Consider the following 20,312-nt stretch of genomic DNA (forward strand, 5'->3'; position numbering starts at 1 on the left):
CGCTAGCCTCGTTCTCCGCCCGTTGCGCACGCGTGAATACGCTTTCGACAGGCGGCTGTTACAACGCGCGCATGCAACCCCAACCGACATCGGAGACGGAACGTCGGCCCTCCGTGCGCGCCCTGCTGTTCGATGCGAACGGCGAGGACCGCCCGGTCGAAGATCCGCGCGCGCTCGACCTGGACGGCCTCACCGACGAAGAGTTGGCGTGGATCGACATCGTCTCCGACGGACAGGAGGCGACCGAAGCGCTCATGCGCGAAGTGGGCCTGCAACCCGATCTCATCGCCCCGCTGTTCGACGCGCACAGCGATCCGCTGGTCATGCGCAAGGGCTGGTACGCCGTGCGCGCCATCGCCCCGCGCTGGGTGGAAAAGGACGAATCCATCCACGGAACGCCGTGGCTGCTCGTGGTGGGGCCCAATGTCGTCTTTACCGCGCATCGCGATCCGATCCCGTTCCTCGATGCGGTCGTCGCGCAACACGACCCGGCCTCGCACATCGGCGACCTGGACGCGGACACCTTCGCCATTGCCTTGCTCGATCGCATGCTGACTGCGTATTACGCGGCGCTGGATCAATTCGAGGCGCGCGTGGACCACATGGAAGTCGCGATGCTGCATGGTCACGTCCGCGATGGATTCGCGCAGGAACTCGGCGGACTACGGCGCGCCGTGGCGCGCTTTCGCCGCCTGCTCGGTTCGCATCGCGATCTGTTCGACGCATTGCGCCGCCCGGACTTCCGACCGGAACAGGATGCGCTCGTGCAGAAGCGCTTCCGCGCGGTCAGCGACCGCTACGAACGCGTGATGGATGCGGTGGAGAATGCGCGCGACCTGGTGGTCGGCAGTTTCGAATTGCTGGATACGCGGCTGTCACATCGCACCAACGAAACGATGCGGCTGCTGACGTTCGTGACCGTGCTGCTCGGCACGCTGGCCGTGGTGGCGGGCATGCTAGGCATGAATTTCCATGCGAGCCTCTTCGACAGCGGCACGCGGGGATTCTGGTGGGCCGTGGGCGCGATGCTCGCCCTGCCGGTGTTCGCGTTGGTGCTCGCGCGCTGGCGCGGCTGGTGGAAGTAGAAAACGGGGGCGGCGACGCGGGGTCGCCGCCCGCCCCATCAGAGATGACCACCCTTCGGCAGTTCATCCGACATCGTGTGCATCGGGCTGGCCGCAGGCTGCTGGATGTCGCGATCGGCGTTCGCGAGGCTGGCCGCGCGCGATGCGGCGCTCCTGCTGCTGCGTGCCTGGCCGCCCTTGCGTCCGGCGGCGCGCGCTTCTTCCGAATCGAACTCGTGGGCCACGCCTTGCGCGTGGGCGGCACGCCCGCCTTGCGCGGCGATGGTGCGTTGCTTCTCGGGATCCATCGATGCGAACCCGCGATTGCTGGTTCCTGTTCCTCGTGTAGCCATTGACGTTCTCCTTCACGCGCCCGGGGGATGGAGCGGCTCTTCAGTGACGCACGAACCGGGCCATTCATGCGCGCGATCCGGAAGGCGAGGTTCGTGCGGGAATTTCATTCCGCTGCCGTCGCCCCTTCCACGGCGGCCAGGTGGCTCTTCAGCTTCGGCAACGCGTCGCTCGCGAGCTGGCGCACCGACTCGCTGAGCGTCCGGTCGGTGCTCGCTTGCGTGAACAACCCGATCGCCTTCTGGTGTTGGTCGCGGAAGGTCGCGATCAGTTGGCCGTCGAATGCTTCACCTTGCAGGTCGGACAACGCCTTCGGTGCCTCGACCGTGGGCGGCGTGCCGAGCGTCGGTGCGAGCGCCGTGATCTCATCGCGCAAGGCGACGTGGTCGCCGTTCAACATGCGCGAAAGCTCCTTGTTTTTGGCACTGCCGCGCGACATGCCGAGTTCGGTGGTCGCGATCTCTTCTTCATTCGCGCGCGCTGCGGTCGAGAGGAACGACAAGTCGCCCGGATTGAGCTGCGCAGTTCCCGGTGTCGCCGCGCCCGGCGCCGCGGGTGCGATCGTCGACGCGGTGGCGATCGTGGAAGCGGACGGAGGGCTGCGTGTGCCGGGTGCAGGGCTCGCGTCCTGGTTCGGTTCGTGTCGTTTGCAGCCGTTCGTCGCGGCGAGCAAGACCAGCAACAGCCACGGGGATTTGTGAGGGATGTTAAGACGCATGGGCGTGACTCCTGCTTTTTCGGAAGATGCCTTCACGTCGCAATCGCCGTGCCTGCAGGCTGAATGCGCCGGAAAACATTTCCGGTTGCGGAAAAAGTAGCTCGGCCTTCACCTCGGGATCGCTTACTGCGGAGTAAACCGCAACGCGTCCCCCGCCCCGAGCCCGACATGGAACCCTCCCGGTCGTCCGACAGGACGACGAGCGAACCCACCGCGATCAGCGCGCCGACATTGCTCATCGTCGACGACGATGTCGGCTTCGTGCACGCGACGGCGGAGGTCGCGCGGCTGGAAGGATACGAAATCACAATCGCGAGCGAACTGAACCAGGCGCTGCAGCGCATGCGCCAGCGCGACTACGATCTTGCACTCGTCGACCTTGATCTGCCCGACGGCAACGGACTGCAATTGCTCGACGATATCGACGCACGACGCACGCGCGCCGTGATCGTCACCGGCCGGCCCTCGGTCGAGTCGGTGCTGCATTCGCTGCGCAGTTCCGTCGTCGATTACCTGGTCAAGCCCATCAGTCCCGAGCGTTTGCGCGAACTGCTGCAAGCGGCCGCGACCGATCGCCGCATCGCGCCGCCGATCGCGCCGGCGCCGAATCACGGCATGGTCGGTGCATCGCGCGGTTTCCAGTCGGTGTGCCGGATGATCGAAAAGGTCGCGCCCACCGACGCGGCCGTACTCGTGCACGGCGAAAGCGGCGTCGGCAAGGAACTGATCGCGCGTGCGATCCACGAAGCGAGCGGCTGCAGCGGCCCCTTCGTCGCGGTCAATTGCGGCGCGGTCGCCGGCGAACTGCTCGCGAGCCAATTGTTCGGCCACGAAAAAGGCAGCTTCACCGGTGCGTTCGCGCGGCACATGGGGTTCCTGGAACAAGCCGCGCACGGCACGCTCTTCCTCGACGAGATCACCGAGATGGCGCCGGTGCTGCAGACGCACTTGTTGCGCGTGCTGGACTTCGGTTGCTACCGCCGCGTGGGTGGACATACCGACCTTCCGGTGGAAGTGCGCATCGTCTCTGCGACCAATCGCGATCCGCGCGAAGCCGTCGCCAGCGGCCGCTTGCGCGAAGACTTGTATTACCGGCTCAGCGGATTCGACATCGCGGTTCCGCCCTTGCGCGAACGCGAAGGCGATTCGGTGCGCCTGGCCAATGCCTTCCTCGCCGAACTCAACGCACGCGGTGGAACGCGCCATGCGTTCTCGCCCGACACGATCGATGCGATCGCGCACGCGGCGTGGCCGGGCAACGTGCGCGAATTGCGCAACGCAGTGCAACGCAGCTACATCCTCGCCGAGGACGGCGTGGTGCGCATGTCGCCGCAGTCGTTCCCGAAACCGGCGGAAGAGTCCTCGCATACGATCACCTTCACCATCGGCACCTCGTTCGAGGAGATGGAGCGGCGGATCCTGCGCAAGACGCTGCAGCACTACGGCAACAACCGCCGGCGCGCGGCGGCGGCCCTGGGGATCACGGCGCGAACGATCCGGAATCGGCTCGCGCGCGAGCGTTCCGGTGCGGCGACGGAGGATGAGGAGGGCTAGTCGCCCTCCCCACCATTCACGCTCAGTGACGCTTGTTTTCGTCCAGCGTCTTGCCGGTTGACGGCGCCGGCTGACCCTGTGCGCGGGTCTGTTCCTGCGATTGCACGCGTAACTGGTTGTTGATGTTCGCCACGCCGCCGATGCGCTCGACGAGGTCTTCTGCCGCGTAACGCATGCGACGTTCGTTGACGGTGCCCGTCAGCGTGACGTTGCCTTCGTTGACATCGACCATGATGCCGCGCGCGTCGATGACGTGACTGTCGGTCAGTCGTTCGTAGATGTCGTCGCGGATGCGTTCGTCGGAGCGCTTGTAGTTGGCCGGCCCCATGCCGCGGAACGAGGGCGTCGAACCCGGACCGAAGTCGCGCTGCTGCGTCCCGAGGTCCCAGCCGCCGCGGCTGCCATGGGCCGACGAGGAGCGGTAGCTCGTGCCGAACTCAGGCTCGCGCGCGAACTCGCTGCCGCTGGAGGAACCCAGGCCCATGCCGGTGCCGACGTGGAAGGGCGCGTAATTGCGCTGGCTGCCGGTGTCCAGATCGTCGTCCCAACCGGCGGTTTCGAAACTGGAGTAGCGCTGCTGGTCGTCGCGTTCTTCGCGGATGCGCGATTGATCGCGTTGCCCGTAATCGCGCCCGCCGAAATCGCGGTTGGTGCCGGCGCCCTGGCGGCCGTAGCCCTGCGACGCGCCGTAGCCCTGCGAGCCGTAGCCCTGCCTGCCGTAACCCTGCGTGTTCGTGTTCTCGCCCCACTCGCGCCCGCTGCCGGCGTAACTGCCGCGCGAAGTGCCGGCGTATCCGTATTCGCTGCCGCCGTACTGGCTGCCGCCGATGCCGGATTCGAACTGCTGGTCGTCGCGCTGTTCACGATCCTGACGCAGCCATTGCGGCTCGGGGGTGTAGGTGTCGCGCACTCCGCGCGCGTAACGCTGCTCGTCCTGTTGCGAGCGCGCTTGATCGTTGCGTTGGCGCTCCATGTCGCGGCCGTGACGGCCCAGGTGAAGCTGTTCTCGATCTCGATCTCGATGGTTCATGCAAATCTCCTGCTGGCGTTGCCTGGACTCCGCGTGCCAAAAATACGAGCGGTGCGGTTATGCGCCGATGAGGCCCCGCCTCACGCCGGTTCCACACGCCGTTGGCGAAAGTGCACAGCTTCGCGAGACGCGCTCTCCACTGAGGGAAAGCCGTGACGCAACCCCCCGATGACCACGACGCCGCACCGCATTCCCTGCGCGATGGCGTACACGACTTGCGCAACGTCCTGAATGCCGTCCAGATGAATGCCTACGCCGCGCGCCAACTCGTCGACGAGCCCGCACGCACCCTCGCCTGCCTGACGCGCATCGAGGCGGCGGTCGAACGAGGCAACGGCGTGCTCGCGCACCTGCCCGCCGAGGAAACGCTGTCGACGGCCGCGCTGATCCTGCGCGAGCGCCTGCATGGCGACATCGACGTGGCCTGCGACGGCGACGAATCGGCGCCCGTGCCCGGCCTGCTGCGCCAGGCCCTGTGCGTGGTCGCGGTCGAAAGCCAGGCGCTCGGCGCCAGCGCATTCCGCCTGCGCGCGGGTGAGGGCGCCAGCGGCGAACTCGCCTGCCATGCCCATGGCCTGGTGGCGCCCGGCCCGATCGCGACGGCGTTGGCCGGGTCGAAGGTTGCGGAGTTGCGGGTCACCGCCGAGCGGGCCGAAGGCGGATGGATTTTTCGATGGGCGGTCCCGCCCTTACAGTGAAGAGGGTCTTCACATGGCCCCTACCTGCGTGTCGATAGCGTCCGCGTCTGTTTGCCCGTGGGGACGGGTACCGGAGGTTCAGTGAACAACGAAAGCCAGCCCGCCCGGCGTACACGTCGCGGCGCCAGCATCGCAACGCCGGCCGAAACCGTCGTCGCATCCGCACCGAGCATCGTCGACGCCAGCGTCGCCGAGCAACTGCAACAACTCCTGATGGCGATGAACTCGGTCCGCGAAGGCGACTTCTCGGTCCAGTTGCCGCCGCATTGGGAAGGGTTGTCGGGCAAGCTCGCCGATGCGTTCAACGACATCGTCAACCAGAACAAGCGCCTGGCGAACGACCTGGCGCGCGTCGCGCAACGCGTCGGCGGCGAAGGCCGCACGCGCCAGCGCATGCCCGCTGCGAATCGCCAGGGCGCATGGTCGGACATGGAGTCGTCGGTCAACGGGTTGATCCGCGACCTCGCGCGCCCGATCGAAACGATGACCGAAGCGATGGCGGCGGTGGCGAAAGGCGATCTGTCGCGCACCGTGCCGATGGACAACGATGGCCGGCCGCTGCAGGGCGAGTTCCTGCGCGCCGCCAACATCGTGAACCGCATGCTCGAGCAGATGTCCGAGTTCTCCTCGGAAGTCACGCGCGTGGCGCTCGAAGTGGGTACCGCGGGCCGCCTCGGCGGCCAGGCGAAGGTGAAGGGTGTGTCGGGTGTGTGGAAGGACCTCACCGACTCGGTGAACCAGATGGCCTCCAACCTCACCGCGCAGGTCCGCAACATTTCCGAAGTGACCATCGCCGTGGCCAACGGCGACCTTTCGCGCAAGATCACCGTGGACGTGCGCGGCGAAATCCTGCAGCTGAAGGAAGCCATCAACACGATGGTGGACCAGTTGCGCGGCTTCGCATCGGAAGTGACGCGCGTGGCGCGCGAAGTGGGTACCGAAGGCAAGCTCGGCGGCCAGGCGATCGTGCCGGGCGTCGCGGGCACCTGGAAGGACTTGACCGACTCGGTCAACGCGATGGCATCGAACCTGACCTCGCAGGTCCGCAACATCGCCGAAGTCACCACCGCCGTGGCGAAGGGCGACCTCTCGCGCAAGATCACGGTGGACGTGCGCGGCGAAATCCTGGAACTGAAGAACACCATCAACACGATGGTCGACCAGCTCAACGGCTTCGCGGCGGAAGTGACGCGCGTGGCGCGCGAAGTGGGTTCCGAAGGCCGCCTCGGCGGCCAGGCGCAGGTGCCCGACGTCGCCGGTACGTGGAAGGACCTCACCGACTCGGTGAACTCCATGGCCTCCAACCTCACCTCGCAGGTGCGCAACATCGCCGAGGTGACCACCGCGGTGGCGAAGGGCGACCTCTCGCGCAAGATCACCGTGGACGTGCGCGGCGAAATCCTCGAGCTGAAGGACACCATGAACACGATGGTGGACCAGCTCAACGGCTTCGCCGCGGAAGTGACGCGCGTTGCGCGCGAAGTGGGTACCGAAGGCAAGCTCGGTGGCCAGGCGCAGGTGCCGGGTGTCGCGGGTACGTGGGCCGACTTGACCGACTCGGTCAACGCGATGGCGTCCAACCTGACCTCGCAGGTGCGCAACATCGCCGAAGTCACCACCGCCGTGGCGAAGGGCGACCTTTCGCGCAAGATCACGGTGGACGTGCGCGGCGAAATCCTCGAGCTGAAGAACACCATCAACGTCATGGTGGACCAGCTCAACGGCTTCGCGGCCGAAGTGACGCGCGTGGCGCGCGAAGTGGGCACCGAAGGCAAGCTCGGTGGCCAGGCGCAGGTGCCGGGCGTCGCGGGCACGTGGAAAGACTTGACCGACAACGTCAACTCGATGGCGTCCAACCTCACCGCGCAGGTGCGCAACATCGCCGAAGTGACGACCGCGGTGGCGAAGGGCGACCTTTCGCGCAAGATCGCGGTGGACGTGCGCGGCGAGATCCTGCAGCTGAAGGAAACCATCAACACGATGGTCGACCAGCTCAATGGTTTCGCGGCGGAAGTCACGCGCGTGGCGCGCGAAGTCGGCACCGAAGGCAAGCTCGGCGGCCAGGCGCAGGTGCCGGGTGTCGCGGGCACGTGGAAGGACTTGACCGACAACGTGAACTCGATGGCGTCCAACCTCACCACGCAGGTGCGCAACATCGCAGAAGTCGCGACCGCGGTGGCGAAGGGCGACCTCTCGCGCAAGATCGCGGTCGACGCGCAGGGCGAAATCCTGCAGCTGAAGTCGACGATCAACGTGATGGTCGACCAGCTCAACGGCTTCGCGGCCGAAGTGACGCGCGTGGCGCGCGAAGTGGGTACCGAAGGCAAGCTCGGTGGCCAGGCGCAGGTGCCGGGCGTCGCCGGTACGTGGAAAGACTTGACCGACAACGTCAACTCGATGGGCGCCAACCTCACCACGCAGGTGCGCGGCATCGCGAAGGTGGTGACCGCGGTCGCCAACGGCGACCTGCACCAGAAGCTGACGGTGGAAGCGAAGGGCGAAATCGCCGAACTCGCCGACACCATCAACTCGATGACCGAAACGCTGGAAATCTTCGCCGACCAGGTGACGACGGTGGCGCGCGAAGTCGGCGTCGAAGGACGGCTGGGCGGCCAGGCGAACGTGCCGGGCACCGCGGGCATCTGGAAGGACCTGACCGCGAACGTCAACCAGCTCGCGGCCAACCTCACCACGCAGGTGCGCGCGATCGCCGAGGTGGCCACTTCGGTGACGCAGGGCGATCTGACGCGTTCGATCCAGGTGGACGTGCGCGGCGAGCTTGCCGACCTGAAGGACAATATCAACGCGATGATCGGCACGTTGCGCGCGACGACCGAATCCAACCGCGAGCAGGACTGGTTGAAGACCAACCTGGCGAAGTTCTCCGGCATGATGCAGGGCCAGCGCGACATGATCACGCTGGGCCACATGCTGCTGTCGGAACTCGCGCCGCTGGTCTACGCGCAACAGGGCGTGTTGTACGTCATCGAAACCGACGAACGCCGCGGCCGCAATCGCCTGCGCCAACTGGCGGGTTACGCCGATGCCAGTTCGAACGACGACGAGCCGCGTTACGTCGAATTCGGCCAGGGCCTGATCGGGCAATGCGCCGCGCAAGCCGAGATGATCGTGATCAACGACGTGCCGGCCGGCACCGTACAGATCGAATCCGGGCTCATCAGCGCCGTGCCGCGCAGTGTCGTGGTGCTGCCGGTGTTGTTCGAAGACCAGGTCAAGGCGGTCATCGAACTGGCTTCGCTCACCGAGTTCACGCCCTCGCAGCGCGCGTTCCTCGAACAGTTGTCGGGCTCGATCGGCATCGTGCTCAACACCATCGAAGCGACGATGCGCACCGAGCGCCTGCTCTCGCAGTCCCAGCAGCTCGCCGGCGAATTGCAGTCGCAGCAGAAGGAACTGCAGCAGACCAACGAGGACATCGCGCTCAAGGCCACGCTGCTGGCCGAGCAGAAGACCGAGGTGGAACGCAAGAACCAGGAAATCGAACAGGCCCGTCGCGCACTCGAGGAAAAGGCGGCCGAACTGGCGCTCACCTCGCGCTACAAGTCCGAATTCCTCGCCAACATGTCGCACGAGCTGCGCACGCCGCTCAATTCGATCCTGATCCTCGGCCAGCAGTTGGCGGAAAACCCGGACGAAAACCTCAGCGACCGCCAGGTCGAATTCGCCAAGACGATCCACGCGGCAGGTTCCGACCTGTTGCACCTGATCTCCGACATCCTCGATCTGTCGAAGATCGAATCGGGCACGGTCACCGTCGACAGCGAAGAAATCGCGTTCTCGCATCTGCGCGAAAACCTCGAGCGCGGTTTCCGCCACGAGGCCGAACGCCGCCGCCTGGATTTCTCCGTCGACTTCCCGACCGAAATCGGCCGCGTGTTCCATTCCGACCCCAAGCGCCTGCAGCAGATCCTCAAGAACCTGCTGTCCAATGCGCTGAAGTTCACCGAGCGCGGCAGCGTGCGCCTTGCCGCGCGCGTGGCGACGCACGGATGGTCCGAAGGGCATCCGGTGCTCGACAGCGCGCCGACGGTGATCGCCTTCGACGTCACCGACACGGGCATCGGCATTTCCACCGAGAAGCAGCGCATCGTGTTCGAAGCGTTCCAGCAAGCCGACGCCGGCACCTCGCGCAAGTACGGCGGCACGGGCCTGGGCCTGGCGATCTCGCGTGAAATCGCGGGCCTGCTTGGCGGCGAATTGCGCCTGCAGTCGGCACCGGGCAAGGGCTCGACGTTCACGCTGTACCTGCCGCTGGATTACGTGGGCTCCGGCGAACCGGTGCGCAACGTGCTCGGGCAGCAGACGCAAGCGGTCACCGCCGACCAAAGCTTCCCCGAACTGGTGGAAGTGCCCGACGACCGCGAGCACCTGCATCCGGACAAACCGATCCTGCTGGTGGTGGAGGACGACGCGAGTTACGCGGCGATCCTGCGCGACCTGGCGCGTTCGCGTGGCTTCCAGGTCCTCACCGCCAATCGCGGCGCCGAAGCCTTGCGCCTGGTGCGCGATTACGCGGTCAACGCGATCACGCTCGACATTTTCCTGCCCGACATGCTCGGCTGGACGGTGCTCGCGCGCCTGAAGCAGGACTCCACCACGCGCCACATCCCGGTGCAGATCGTCACCATCGAGGAAGAGCGGCACCATTCGATCGAGCGCGGTGCGTTCTCCTACCTGGCCAAGCCGTCCAACGCCGAGTCGATCCAGCAGGCGCTGGAGCGCATTCGCGAATACACGCTGCCGCGCACAAAACGGCTGCTGATCGTGGAGGACGATGATCGCGAACGGATGAGCATCGAAGAACTCTTGCGCCACGACGACATCTCCATCGACACCGCGCAGACCGGCGAGCAGGCGCTGCGATCGCTGGCCGACAACGACTACGATTGCGTCGTGCTCGACCTGCGCCTGCCCGACATGACCGGCCTGGACCTGCTGGACCGCGTGCAGGAGCAGCCGAAGCTGCACGAGTTGCCGATCGTGGTGTTCACCGGCAAGGAACTCACCGCCGCCGAAGACGCGTATTTGCGCAAGGCCGCGCGCAGCGTGGTGATCAAGGGCGTGGAATCGCCCGAGCGCCTGCTCGACGAAACCGCGCTATTCCTGCACCGCGTGATCGCCGACCTGCCGCCGCAGAAGCAACGCATGGTGCAGCGCCTGCACGAAACCGACGATGCGCTCAAGTCCAAGCGCGTGCTGGTGGTCGACGACGACGTGCGCAACATCTTCGCGCTGTCCAGCGTGCTCGAACGCCACGGCATGAGCGTCATCACCGCCGGCACGGGCCACGAAGCGATCGAAAAGGTCGCCGAGGATCCCGACATCGACCTGGTGTTGATGGACATCATGATGCCCGGCATGGACGGCTACGACACGATGCGGGCGATCCGCGGCATGCCCGACGCACGCGCGTTGCCGATCGTCGCGCTCACCGCCAAGGCGATGAAGGGCGACCGTGAGAAGTGCCTGGAAGCGGGCGCGTCCGACTATCTCGCCAAGCCCGTGGTGACCGACCAGTTGCTCGGAGTGCTGCGTCAATGGCTGCACCGTTGAGCAACCTCCCCTCCGGGCCGGGCCACGTGCCGGTCAACATCCTGCTGGTCGACGACCAGCCGGGACGCTTGCTGACGTACCGCGCGATCCTCGAACCGCTCGGCGAGCGGCTCGTGGACGCGAGCAGCGGCCCGGAAGCGCTGCAGAAGCTGATGCAGGACGAGTTCGCGGTGATCCTGCTCGACGTCAACATGCCCGGCATGGACGGCTTCGAGACCGCGAGCCTGATCCACCAGCATCCGCGTTTCGAACGCACGCCGATCATCTTCGTCACCGCCGTCAACGTTTCCGACCTGGACCGCATGCGCGGTTACAAGCTCGGTGCGGTGGACTACGTGATGGTGCCGGTGATCCCGGAGATCCTGCGCTCGAAGGTGGTCGTGCTGGCGGAGTTGTTCCGCAAGCGCCGCGAACTGCAACTCGCCAACGAACGCCTCGCCGCCGCGAACGAAGCCCTGCGCACCGAGAAGGCGCGCGAGCTGGAAATGCTCAACGAATCGCTGCGCCTGGCGAACGTCGAGCTCGCCCAGCGCAACGTCGACCTCCAATCGGAGATCGGCGAACGCACGCGCGCCGAGGCGCAGTTGCGCGAACTGGATCGCCGCAAGGATGAATTCCTGGCAACGCTCGCGCACGAGTTGCGCAATCCGCTCGCGCCGCTGCGCAACGCGGTCAGCATCCGCAAGCTCACCGGCAGCGACGATCCCTTCCAGGCGATGATGGAACGCCAGCTCGGTTTGCTGGTGCGCCTGATCGACGACCTGCTGGACGTCGCGCGCATCAGCCGCGGCAAGCTCGTGCTCAAGCCCGAACCCACGACGCTGCAGCAGATCCTGCAGGCGGCGATCGAAACCGCCTCACCCGTGCTCGAAGCGGGCGCGCACCCCTTGCAACTGGCGTTGCCGGAAGTGCCCTTGCCGATGCTCGCCGACGGCGAGCGGCTGTCGCAGGTGTTTTCCAACCTGCTCAGCAACGCGGCGAAGTATTCCGACGCCGGGCGGACGATCGAAGTCGTCGCGCAGCGCGAGGGCCCGTTCGTCACCGTCAGCGTGCACGACCGCGGCATCGGCCTGACGCGGCAGCAGATCGAGGAAGTATTCGAATTGTTCGCGCAGGTCGACACGTCGGTCGAACGTGCGCGCGGCGGCCTGGGCATCGGCCTGACGCTGGTCAAGCAACTGGTCGAGATGCACGGTGGCGCGATCCGCTGCGAAAGCCCGGGCCTCGGCCACGGCAGCGTGTTCATCGTCACCCTGCCCCTGCGCGAAGTCGCGATCGAAACTTCGCACGCACCGGTGCACGCGGTGCCTGCCGCGCCCACGCGCACCCTGCGTGCGCGCTCGCGCCGCATCCTCGTGCTCGACGACAACCGCGACGCCGCCGACACGCTGGCGATGATGCTGGAGATCCTCGGGCACGAAGTGACGCGGCTCTACGACCCGCACCAGGCGGCCGCGGAAGTCGAACGCTTCGATCCCGACCTGGTGTTCCTCGACATCGGCATGCCGAGCCTCAGCGGCTACGAACTGGCGCGCCAGTTGCGCGCGCAACCGGGCGGCTCTCGCCGCGTGCTGGTGGCGGTCACCGGTTGGGGCCAGCCCGACGATCGCCGTCGCACGGCCGAAGCCGGCTTCGACCACCACCTGGTCAAGCCGCCGGACCTGGATATCGTGCGCAGCATCTGCGACGAAGTCGAAACCCGGACGGTGTGATGGCGCACGACGACGCTCGCGGCGGCAACCCGTGGTTCAACCGGCTCGCGCACGATCTGCGCAGCCCGCTGTCGTCGCTGCAGACGGCGGCGTACCTGTTGCGCACCGATCCCGGCGGCGCCACCGCGAAGGAACTATCGGACATCGTCGTGCGGCAGTCGCAACGCATGGCGCGGATGATCGACGAACTCGATGATTGGTCGCGCGCGCAGCAACAACGGCTGGTGGATCTGCATGACCGCGTGGAGCTCGGCGGCATTCTCGACATGGCGGTCGGTTCGCTGCACGGCAGCGTCGATCCGCATTATCGGAACGGTTCGGCGGACGCGGTCGTCCTCGCCGATTCCGCGCGCCTGGCCCAGATGTTCCGCACCTTGCTGGAACAGACCCTCGCGCGCGATGCGCAGGGCGCCCGCGTCGACGTGACTTCGAACGGTGGAACCGTGGAGATCGTCTTCGCCGACAACGGGCCTGCGGTGGACGAGGCCGTGCGTGCGAAGTTGCTGGAAGCACCGCAGATTCCGCCGCCCGACGAGGGCCTGGGCCTGCGGTTGTTGATCGCCAAGGCGATCATCGAGGGACATGCGGGCACCCTTTCGATCGAAGGGCCCGGCGACGGCGCGACGCAACGCATCCGTTGCGTGCTTCCGGTGGCGGCGTAACGCGCTTCAGAGTTTCGGCAGTTTCTGGTCCTTCGCGGTGGCCAGGTCCCAGATCGGCGCATCGACGCGCTTGATCGCATCCTTCAGTTTGAAACGATYCGGCGCGCGCACCGATGCGAACTCGTCCCACGTCACCGGCATCGCCACCGGCGCGCCGGGGCGTGCGCGGAGCGAGAAGCTCGACACCGCGGTCGCGCCGCGCCCGTTGCGCAACCAATCGATGAAGGTGCGCCCTTCGCGCTTGGCCTTGCTCATCGTCGCGACGTAACGCTGCGGTGCGCGTTCTTCCATCGCATGCGCGAAGCGGTCGCAAAAGTCCCGCGACTGGTCCCAGGAATAACGCTTGGCGATCGGAACGACGAGATGCACGCCCTTGCCGCCACTCAGGCGCGGGAACGAGGTGAGCCCGAGTGCCTGGAGTGCGTCGCGCAACTCGCGGGCCGCCGCCTTGATCTTCGGCCAGCCGATCCCGGGATCCGGATCGAGATCGAAGATCAGGCGATCGGGCTTCTCGAGCGATTTGACCTTCGAGGCCCAGGGATGGAACTCGATGACATTCATTTGCGCGAGCGACAACACGCCGGCCAGATCATCCAGCCACGCATATTCCGCGTGCTTGCCGTCGTTCTCGGCGATCTCGATGCGATGCAGCGCCTTGCCGAACGCGGGCCCCAGGTGCTTCTGGAAAAAGCGTTCGCCCTCGATGCCGTCGGGACAACGCACGACGGACATCAGGCGTTCGCCCGAGTCTTCCAGCAGGCGCTCGGCGACGGCTTCGTAGTATTCGAACACCTGCCGCTTGGTGATGCCGACATCGGGATAAACGACGCGGTCGGGCGAGGACAGCGTCGGCAGCGCCGGCTTGCGTGCGGCCACGCGTCAGGCGCTCTTCTTGCTCTTGCTCGTGGACTTGGCGGGCGCCTTCTTGGTCGCGGGCTTCTTGGAGGCCTTGCGCGCAGTCGCCTTCGCGGGTGCCTCGCCCTTCTTCTCCAGGCTCTTCTTGAGCAGGGACATGAAATCGACCACGTTGGTCGTCGCTTCCGGGGCCGCCGTTTCTTCCTCGACGGTCGTCGTCGCACCTTTCTGCTTCAGGCGCTTCTTGATGGCCGCGGTCAGGCGTTCCTTGAATTCGTCCTTGTAGTCGTCCGGGTTGAAGTCGCTGGCCATGGATTCGAGCAGCGTCGTCGCCATTTCCATTTCCTTCGGCGTGACGTGCCACTTGGTCGCGTTGCCCTCGGGGATGTTGTATTCCTCGAGCGAGACGACCTCTTCCGGGAAGCGCAGCAGCATCAACATCAGCGCGTCGTCCTGCGGCAGCACCATCGAGAGGTACTCCTTGGTGCGGATCACCACGCGGCCGATGCCGACCTTGCCGGTCTTCTTCAGCACTTCGCGCAGCAGCACGTAGCCCTTCTCGGCCTTCTTGCCGGGGACGAGCACGTAAGGCTTCTCGATGTAGGCCGGGCTGATCTGTTCGCGGTCGACGAAGGCTTCGATGTCGATCACCTCGCGGTTCTCGCTCGCCGCGTTCGCGAGGTCCTCGGGTTCGAGTACCACGTAGTTGCCCTTGGAGTATTCGAAGGCCTTGACGATCTCCTTCCAGGGCACCTCTTCGCCCGTCTCGGCATTCACGCGCTCGTACTTCACCGGCGCCTTGTTGCGCGCATCCATCATCCGGAAATGCAGCTCGGTGCGTTTTTCGCCCGTCATCAGCTGGATTGGGATGTTGAGGAGGCCGAACGAGAGGGTGCCGTTCCAGATCGGGCGGGCTGCCATGACCGCGAACTCCAACGGGTGGGCCCTGCAGACTCGCGCTCGACAGGTGGGGGCGGCGTGAACGTGGCGTGGACGTAACACGCTGATTTCACGCGGATTACCGTTCCCGAAACGAAGCGACGAACGGTTGTTGCACCGCAACATGGACGGGGCTATGCTGCGCCGCACCATTCGGCAATTCCGCCGACTGGCCCCCACCGTGGAGTCCACCTGCCATGTACCAGCAGATCAACGACCAGTTCGCCGCCGCCTCGCGCCAGTTCGCGGACACCGCGGCCCAGATCAACCGCCTCGCCCTCGACAACGCCACCCAGGTCTTCGGCCTGCAGATGGCCGCCCTCGAAGCCGGCACCAATGCGGCGTTCGCGTTCCTCGGCGAAGTCGCCGAAGCCCGCAACCCCGAGCAGCTCAAGGCCGTGTGGCCGAAGGGCCTGCAGGTCGCCCGTGAGAACGTCGAGCGTTCGATCGCCACCGGCCAGGACGTCATCGGCCGCACCGTGAAGACCCAGGAAGCCATCGGCCAGATCGCCAAGTCGCAGTTCGAAGCGCAGGCGAAGCAGGCGACGGACCAGGTCGCGCAGGCCACCAAGGCCAAGTAAGCCTCGGTCTCGCCCCACGAGAGCCCGACGAAAAGCCTCCCCCGAAAAGGGGAGGTTTTTTTGTATTGACGTACTGTGTGCCGCAATGTAGTGTGCGCCGCACGTCACAAGGCGAAGCACCGTGGATACCCGAGAGACCACCGCGCCCGAGAGCAGCGCCGCACCGAAGCTGGAAGGCGAACTGCGCCGCGGCGCCCTCGTGCTCGCCGTGCTCTCGCAACTGCGCGAGGTGCAATACGGCTATTCGCTGCGCCAGGCATTGGCCCAGCGGGGCATGCCGATCGAGGAAGGCACGCTCTACCCGCTGCTGCGCAGGCTCGAGGCGCAGGGCGTGCTCGCGTCGGAATGGCGGATCGAGGATGGCCCGCCCCGCCGCTACTACCGTTTGAACGACGCAGGCGAGGCGTTGCTCGCCGAACTGACCGGTACCTGGAATGCCCTGGTGCACACCATGGCCGGCCTGATTGGGAGCGGGAAATGAACCCGAACGAGGTCATCGAATCCTACGTGGCCGACGTGATCCGCCGCGTGCCGCTGAAGGAGCGCAACGACATCGGATTCGAGCTGCGCGCGTTGCTCACCGAGATGCTCGACGACCGCGCGCAATCCGAAGGCAGGCCTGCGGACGATGCGATGGTGCTCGCGATGCTGCGGGAGTTCGGCCTGCCCGCCGACATCGCCGCGCGGTATCGCGCGCCCGGTTTCGTCATCTTGCCGGCCGAACGCACGCGTTCCTTCGCCTGGTTGTCGCTCGGCGGCATCGCCTTGCAATGGGCGCTCACCCTGCCGCGCGTCGCCGAAGGCGAGTCGATCGGCACGTGGTGGTTGACCTGGGGCTTGGGCGCCTTCTGGTGGCCGGGCTTCATGTCGATGATGGCGCTGTTCGGCGCGTGGATCCGCCAATGGCGCACGACGCCGCCGGCGTGGACGCCGCGTGAGATCGATCGCGACCGCGTGCATCGCGGCGCGTTCGCCTTCGGGCTGACGTGGTTCGCGATCGGCGTGTCGCTGATGCTCGCGCTGCCATGGATCACGGCGCAATTGCCCGAACCCTTCCCGCGCATCTTCGCGTTCGATCCGGACTTCCTGCGCACGCGCGCATGGGTCGTGATCGTGTTGTGGCTCGTAAGCTTCGCGCTGCTGGTGTCGGTGCTGGCGAAGGGACGCTGGACGCCTGCGACGCGCAAGCTCGAACTCATCGGCAGCGTCGCGTGGCTCGTGCTCCTGGGTTGGCTGATCGCCTCGGGCCACATTTTCCAGTCGCAGGCGACGACCGAGGGCGCGCAATTCGGCCTGGGCATCGTGTTCCTGATCGTGCTGGTCGACGTTGGTGCCAAGCTGTATCGCATGCGGCCGGGCCTGCACGCACCCAAGGTCGCCACGCGGCACTGACAAAAAAACCCCGGCGTTCGCCGGGGTTTTTCGTTGCGTCAAACGTCGTCGAGGTGCTGCGTGATCTTCGGCGGCTCGTCCATCTTGTCGCCCAGCGCGCGCCGCACGATCGCGTAGAACACCGGGATGAAGAGCAGGCCGAGGAAGGTGGCCGCGAGCATGCCGCCGATGACGCCGGTGCCGATCGCGTGCCGCGCGTTCGCACCCGCGCCGGTGGAGATGGCCAGCGGCAACACGCCCATGATGAACGCCAGCGACGTCATCAGGATCGGGCGCAGTCGCAACTTCGCCGCCTCGACTACCGCGATGCCGAGCGGCTTGCCTTCGTTGCGTTCCTGGATCGCGAACTCGACGATCAGGATCGCGTTCTTCGCGGCCAGGCCGATGACCGTGATCAGGCCGATCTTGAAATAGATGTCGTTCGGCAGGCCGCGCATCATCGACAGCGCCACCGCGCCGAGCACGCCGACCGGCACGACCAGCAACACCGACACCGGCACCGACCAGCTTTCGTACAACGCGGCCAGGCACAGGAAGACCACGACGATCGACAGGATCATCAACATCGTGGTCTGGCTGCCGGACAGGATTTCCTGGTGCGACTGGCCTGCCCAGTCGTAACCGAAACCCGCGGGCAATTGCGTGTCGACGATCTTCTGCATCGAACTCATCGCTTCGCCGGAACTGTGGCCCGGCGACTGCGAACCGACGATTTCCACTGCCGCGAACCCGTTGTAACGCGTGAGCGTCGGCTCGGCGACTTCCCACTTCGCCTGCACCAGGTTCGAAAGCGGAATCATCGTCGGCAGGCCGTTGGCCTGCTTGTCCGGCGAAGGCGTGTAGAAATGCGACAGCGACTCCGGGCCCGTGCGATACGCCGCATCGGCCTGCATGTGCACGCGCTTGACGCGGCCGCCCTGCACGAAGTCGTTGACGTACACGGGGGCGAGCATCAACTGGATCGCGCTGTAGATGTCGCCGACCGACAGGCCCATCGCTTCGGCCTGCACGCGGTCGACGTCGAGCTTCAATTGCGGCGAAGGCGCCAGCGAATTCGGGCGCACGCCGACCAGCGCCTTGTCCTCGCCGGCCTTCTGCAACAGCGTGCCCATCGCCGCGTTGAGCGCATCGCGACCCTGGCCCGCGCGATCCTGCAGGTACATGTCGAAGCCGCCGAACTGGCCCAGGCCGTTCACCGTCGGCAGGTTCATCACGAAGATCTGCGCATCGCGGATCGGATACAGCGCGCCATTGGCCTTCGCGATGAACTCCGTCGCGGTGATCTTGCGCTGGTCCCACGGCTTGAGCTTGATGAACGCCATGCCGACGTTCTCGCCCTGGCCGATGAAGCTGAAACCCGACACCTGCATCATGCCGTCGAAGCCTTCCAGCTTCGAGACCGCCGGACGCATCTGGTCGAACACTTCGTTCGTGCGGCGCAGCGTCGAACCCGGCGGCAGCTGCACGATCGCGAACGCGTAGCCCTGGTCTTCCTCGGGCAGGAAGCTGCCCGGCATGCGCCAGAACAGGAATCCGCAGAGGATCGCCAGGCCCAGGAACGCCACCATCCATCGCGGCGCGTGCCGCACCGCGCTGCCGATGTGGCGCACGTAGGTGGTGCCCATCTTCCCGTAGTACTTGTTGAACAGGCGGAAGATCGGATTGCGGCTTTCGTGGTGCGTGCTCGGCTTGAGCAGGCTCGCGCACAGCGCCGGCGTGAAGCCCAGTGCGAGGAAGGCGGAGAACATCATCGCCATCGCGATGGTGAGCGCGAACTGCTTGTACACCGCACCCGCCGAACCGGTCTGCAGCGCGCTGGGAATGAACACCGCCGCCAGCACGATCGTGATCGCGATGACTGCACCGGTGATCTGGTGCATCGCCTTGCGCGTGGCGGCCTTCGGCGAGAGGCCTTCCTCGGTCATGATGCGTTCGACGTTCTCGATCACCACGATCGCGTCGTCGACCACGATGCCGATCGCCAGCACCATGCCGAACAGACTCAGCTGGTTGATCGTGAAGCCGAGGATGTACATGCCCAGGAACGTGCCGAGCAGCGCGACCGGGATCACCAGCGTCGGGATCAGCGTGGCGCGCAGGTTCTGCAGGAACAGCAGCATCACCAGGAACACCAGGACCATCGCTTCGGCGAGCGTCTTGATCACCTCGTCCACCGAGATGCGCACGAAGTCCGAGGTGTCGTAGGGCGAGAACCACTCCACGCCCTTCGGGAAGCTCGGCTGCAGCTGCGCCATGCGCGCCTTCACGGCGGCCGCCACGGCGAGCGCGTTTTCGCCCGGGCCCAGCAGCACCGCGAACGCGGCGGTCGGCTGGTCGTTCCACTTCAGGTCGAAGCCGTGCGCTTCGCCGGAGATCTCGATGCGCGCGACGTCCTTCAGGCGCACGGCGGCACCGCTGGGCGTGGTGCGCAGCAGGATCTGTTCGAACTCTTCGGGATGCGAGAAGCGCCCTTCCGCCGATACCGGCGCGGTAAACATCTGCGTTTCCGGCGAGGGCTCGCCACCGACCTGGCCGGCGGAGAACTGCACATTCTGCCCGCGCACCGCGTCCAGCACGTCGGTGGCCGACAAGCCGTAAGCGTTGAGCTTGTCCGGGTTGAGCCAGATGTTCATCGCGTACTGGCCGCCGAACAACTGCGTGCTGCCCACGCCCGGCACGCGCGCAACCTGGTCGAGCACGTTGGAGGCGATCAGGTCGGACAGCTCGTCGCGGTTGATGTGCGGGTCGTTGGACTTCAGCGCGATGACGAGCAGGAAGCCGCTGTTGGACTTCGACACGGTGACGCCTTGCTGCACCACGTCCTCAGGCAAGCGCGGCGTGGCCTGCGAGACCTTGTTCTGCACCTGCATCTGCGCAGTGTCGGGATTGGTGCCGGGCTTGAAGGTCAGGTTGAGCGATGCGCTGCCGTCGGAACCGGACGAGGCGCTGAAGTAATCCAGGTTGTCGATGCCGGTGAGCTGTTGCTCGATGATCTGCGTCACCGCGCGTTCGACGGTCTCCGCGCTCGCGCCCGGATAGAACGCGTTCACGCCCACCTGCGGCGGCGCGATGTTCGGATACGACTCCACGCCCAGGCCGCGGATCGAGAGCACGCCGGCGATCACGATCATGATCGCGATCACCCAGGCGAAGACCGGATGGTTGATGAAATAACGGGACAT

The 20,312-nt window shown here is 66.0% G+C and carries 15 protein-coding genes; 9 read left to right on the forward strand and 6 right to left on the reverse strand.

All coding sequences use genetic code 11. From position 1 onward, the window contains the following. The first annotated feature begins 71 nt into the window (after positions 1-71). Positions 72-1,085, forward strand: coding sequence for a magnesium transporter CorA family protein (locus tag AC1DOM_RS09670; protein ID WP_498962655.1), 1,014 nt, complete (start codon positions 72-74; stop codon positions 1,083-1,085). Between the two features lie 38 nt (positions 1,086-1,123). Here the strand turns inward: AC1DOM_RS09670 and AC1DOM_RS09675 are convergent, their stop codons facing one another. Together AC1DOM_RS09675 and AC1DOM_RS09680 are read right to left on the reverse strand one after the other, a co-directional pair. Beyond that, positions 1,124-1,417 carry a KGG domain-containing protein gene (locus AC1DOM_RS09675; RefSeq protein WP_498962657.1) on the reverse strand — a complete coding sequence of 98 codons (294 nt, stop codon included), beginning with the start codon at positions 1,415-1,417 and terminating at the stop codon, positions 1,124-1,126. Between the two features lie 104 nt (positions 1,418-1,521). Continuing rightward, positions 1,522-2,133: a DUF4142 domain-containing protein gene (locus AC1DOM_RS09680; protein ID WP_498962660.1), complete on the reverse strand. Its 612-nt coding sequence runs from the start codon at positions 2,131-2,133 to the stop codon at positions 1,522-1,524. Positions 2,134-2,301: 168 nt separating this feature from the next. Between AC1DOM_RS09680 and AC1DOM_RS09685 the strand changes: the two genes are divergently transcribed. Further along, positions 2,302-3,687, forward strand: a complete 1,386-nt coding sequence (locus AC1DOM_RS09685; protein WP_498962662.1) for a sigma-54-dependent transcriptional regulator — start codon at positions 2,302-2,304, stop codon at positions 3,685-3,687. Between the two features lie 22 nt (positions 3,688-3,709). Here the strand turns inward: AC1DOM_RS09685 and AC1DOM_RS09690 are convergent, their stop codons facing one another. After that, on the reverse strand, positions 3,710-4,660 hold the full coding sequence (locus tag AC1DOM_RS09690) for a BON domain-containing protein (RefSeq protein WP_498962664.1): 951 nt from the start codon (positions 4,658-4,660) through the stop codon (positions 3,710-3,712). Positions 4,661-4,869: 209 nt separating this feature from the next. Between AC1DOM_RS09690 and AC1DOM_RS09695 the strand changes: the two genes are divergently transcribed. The 4 genes from AC1DOM_RS09695 (at position 4,870) to AC1DOM_RS09710 (ending at position 13,363) form a co-directional block, all read left to right on the forward strand. Continuing rightward, the gene (locus tag AC1DOM_RS09695; protein ID WP_498962666.1) at positions 4,870-5,415 is read left to right on the forward strand and encodes a hypothetical protein; all 546 of its coding nucleotides are present in this window, start codon (positions 4,870-4,872) and stop codon (positions 5,413-5,415) included. Between the two features lie 81 nt (positions 5,416-5,496). Beyond that, complete coding sequence (locus AC1DOM_RS09700) at positions 5,497-10,989, forward strand: HAMP domain-containing protein (RefSeq protein ID WP_498962668.1); 5,493 nt, start codon at positions 5,497-5,499, stop codon at positions 10,987-10,989. Beyond that, positions 10,974-12,701: a response regulator gene (locus AC1DOM_RS09705; RefSeq protein ID WP_498962670.1), complete on the forward strand. Its 1,728-nt coding sequence runs from the start codon at positions 10,974-10,976 to the stop codon at positions 12,699-12,701. Before AC1DOM_RS09700 ends, AC1DOM_RS09705 begins: the two co-directional genes overlap by 16 nt. After that, positions 12,701-13,363: a sensor histidine kinase gene (locus tag AC1DOM_RS09710; RefSeq protein ID WP_498962672.1), complete on the forward strand. Its 663-nt coding sequence runs from the start codon at positions 12,701-12,703 to the stop codon at positions 13,361-13,363. The genes AC1DOM_RS09705 and AC1DOM_RS09710 overlap by 1 nt, the downstream gene beginning before the upstream one ends. A gap of 6 nt (positions 13,364-13,369) precedes the next feature. On the opposite strand, the gene ligD is transcribed toward AC1DOM_RS09710, so the two are convergent. Beyond that, positions 13,370-14,239, reverse strand: coding sequence for a non-homologous end-joining DNA ligase (ligD, locus tag AC1DOM_RS09715; RefSeq protein WP_498962674.1), 870 nt, complete (start codon positions 14,237-14,239; stop codon positions 13,370-13,372). A 3-nt stretch (positions 14,240-14,242) separates the two neighbouring features. Further along, the gene (gene ku / locus AC1DOM_RS09720) at positions 14,243-15,139 is read right to left on the reverse strand and encodes a non-homologous end joining protein Ku (RefSeq protein ID WP_498962676.1); all 897 of its coding nucleotides are present in this window, start codon (positions 15,137-15,139) and stop codon (positions 14,243-14,245) included. Between the two features lie 215 nt (positions 15,140-15,354). Here ku and AC1DOM_RS09725 point away from each other — a divergent pair, with 215 nt between their 5' ends. The 3 genes from AC1DOM_RS09725 to AC1DOM_RS09735 all read left to right on the forward strand — a co-directional run bounded on the left by AC1DOM_RS09725 (position 15,355) and on the right by AC1DOM_RS09735 (position 17,130). Continuing rightward, positions 15,355-15,738, forward strand: coding sequence for a phasin family protein (locus AC1DOM_RS09725; RefSeq protein ID WP_498962678.1), 384 nt, complete (start codon positions 15,355-15,357; stop codon positions 15,736-15,738). Positions 15,739-15,859: 121 nt separating this feature from the next. Further along, positions 15,860-16,219: a PadR family transcriptional regulator gene (locus tag AC1DOM_RS09730; protein WP_498962680.1), complete on the forward strand. Its 360-nt coding sequence runs from the start codon at positions 15,860-15,862 to the stop codon at positions 16,217-16,219. Further along, a complete protein-coding gene (locus tag AC1DOM_RS09735) occupies positions 16,216-17,130 on the forward strand; it encodes a hypothetical protein (protein WP_498962682.1) in 915 nt (304 codons plus the stop codon). Before AC1DOM_RS09730 ends, AC1DOM_RS09735 begins: the two co-directional genes overlap by 4 nt. A 38-nt stretch (positions 17,131-17,168) precedes the next feature. Here AC1DOM_RS09735 and AC1DOM_RS09740 read toward each other — a convergent pair whose 3' ends face one another. Beyond that, complete coding sequence (locus AC1DOM_RS09740) at positions 17,169-20,312, reverse strand: multidrug efflux RND transporter permease subunit (RefSeq protein WP_498962684.1); 3,144 nt, start codon at positions 20,310-20,312, stop codon at positions 17,169-17,171.

Source organism: Lysobacter sp. P5_B12 (genome assembly GCF_056400425.1).

What these genes read in the sequence shown, in the direction of transcription:
- AC1DOM_RS09670 (WP_498962655.1), top strand. Translation starts at nt 72, where the DNA reads ATGCAACCCCAACCGACATCGGAGACGGAACGTCGGCCCTCCGTGCGC.
- AC1DOM_RS09675 (WP_498962657.1), bottom strand. Translation starts at nt 1,417, where the DNA reads ATGGCTACACGAGGAACAGGAACCAGCAATCGCGGGTTCGCATCGATG.
- AC1DOM_RS09680 (WP_498962660.1), bottom strand. Translation starts at nt 2,133, where the DNA reads ATGCGTCTTAACATCCCTCACAAATCCCCGTGGCTGTTGCTGGTCTTG.
- AC1DOM_RS09685 (WP_498962662.1), top strand. Translation starts at nt 2,302, where the DNA reads ATGGAACCCTCCCGGTCGTCCGACAGGACGACGAGCGAACCCACCGCG.
- AC1DOM_RS09690 (WP_498962664.1), bottom strand. Translation starts at nt 4,660, where the DNA reads ATGGAGCGCCAACGCAACGATCAAGCGCGCTCGCAACAGGACGAGCAG.
- AC1DOM_RS09705 (WP_498962670.1), top strand. Translation starts at nt 10,974, where the DNA reads ATGGCTGCACCGTTGAGCAACCTCCCCTCCGGGCCGGGCCACGTGCCG.
- AC1DOM_RS09710 (WP_498962672.1), top strand. Translation starts at nt 12,701, where the DNA reads ATGGCGCACGACGACGCTCGCGGCGGCAACCCGTGGTTCAACCGGCTC.
- ku (WP_498962676.1), bottom strand. Translation starts at nt 15,139, where the DNA reads ATGGCAGCCCGCCCGATCTGGAACGGCACCCTCTCGTTCGGCCTCCTC.
- AC1DOM_RS09725 (WP_498962678.1), top strand. Translation starts at nt 15,355, where the DNA reads ATGTACCAGCAGATCAACGACCAGTTCGCCGCCGCCTCGCGCCAGTTC.
- AC1DOM_RS09735 (WP_498962682.1), top strand. Translation starts at nt 16,216, where the DNA reads ATGAACCCGAACGAGGTCATCGAATCCTACGTGGCCGACGTGATCCGC.
- AC1DOM_RS09740 (WP_498962684.1), bottom strand. Translation starts at nt 20,312, where the DNA reads ATGTCCCGTTATTTCATCAACCATCCGGTCTTCGCCTGGGTGATCGCG.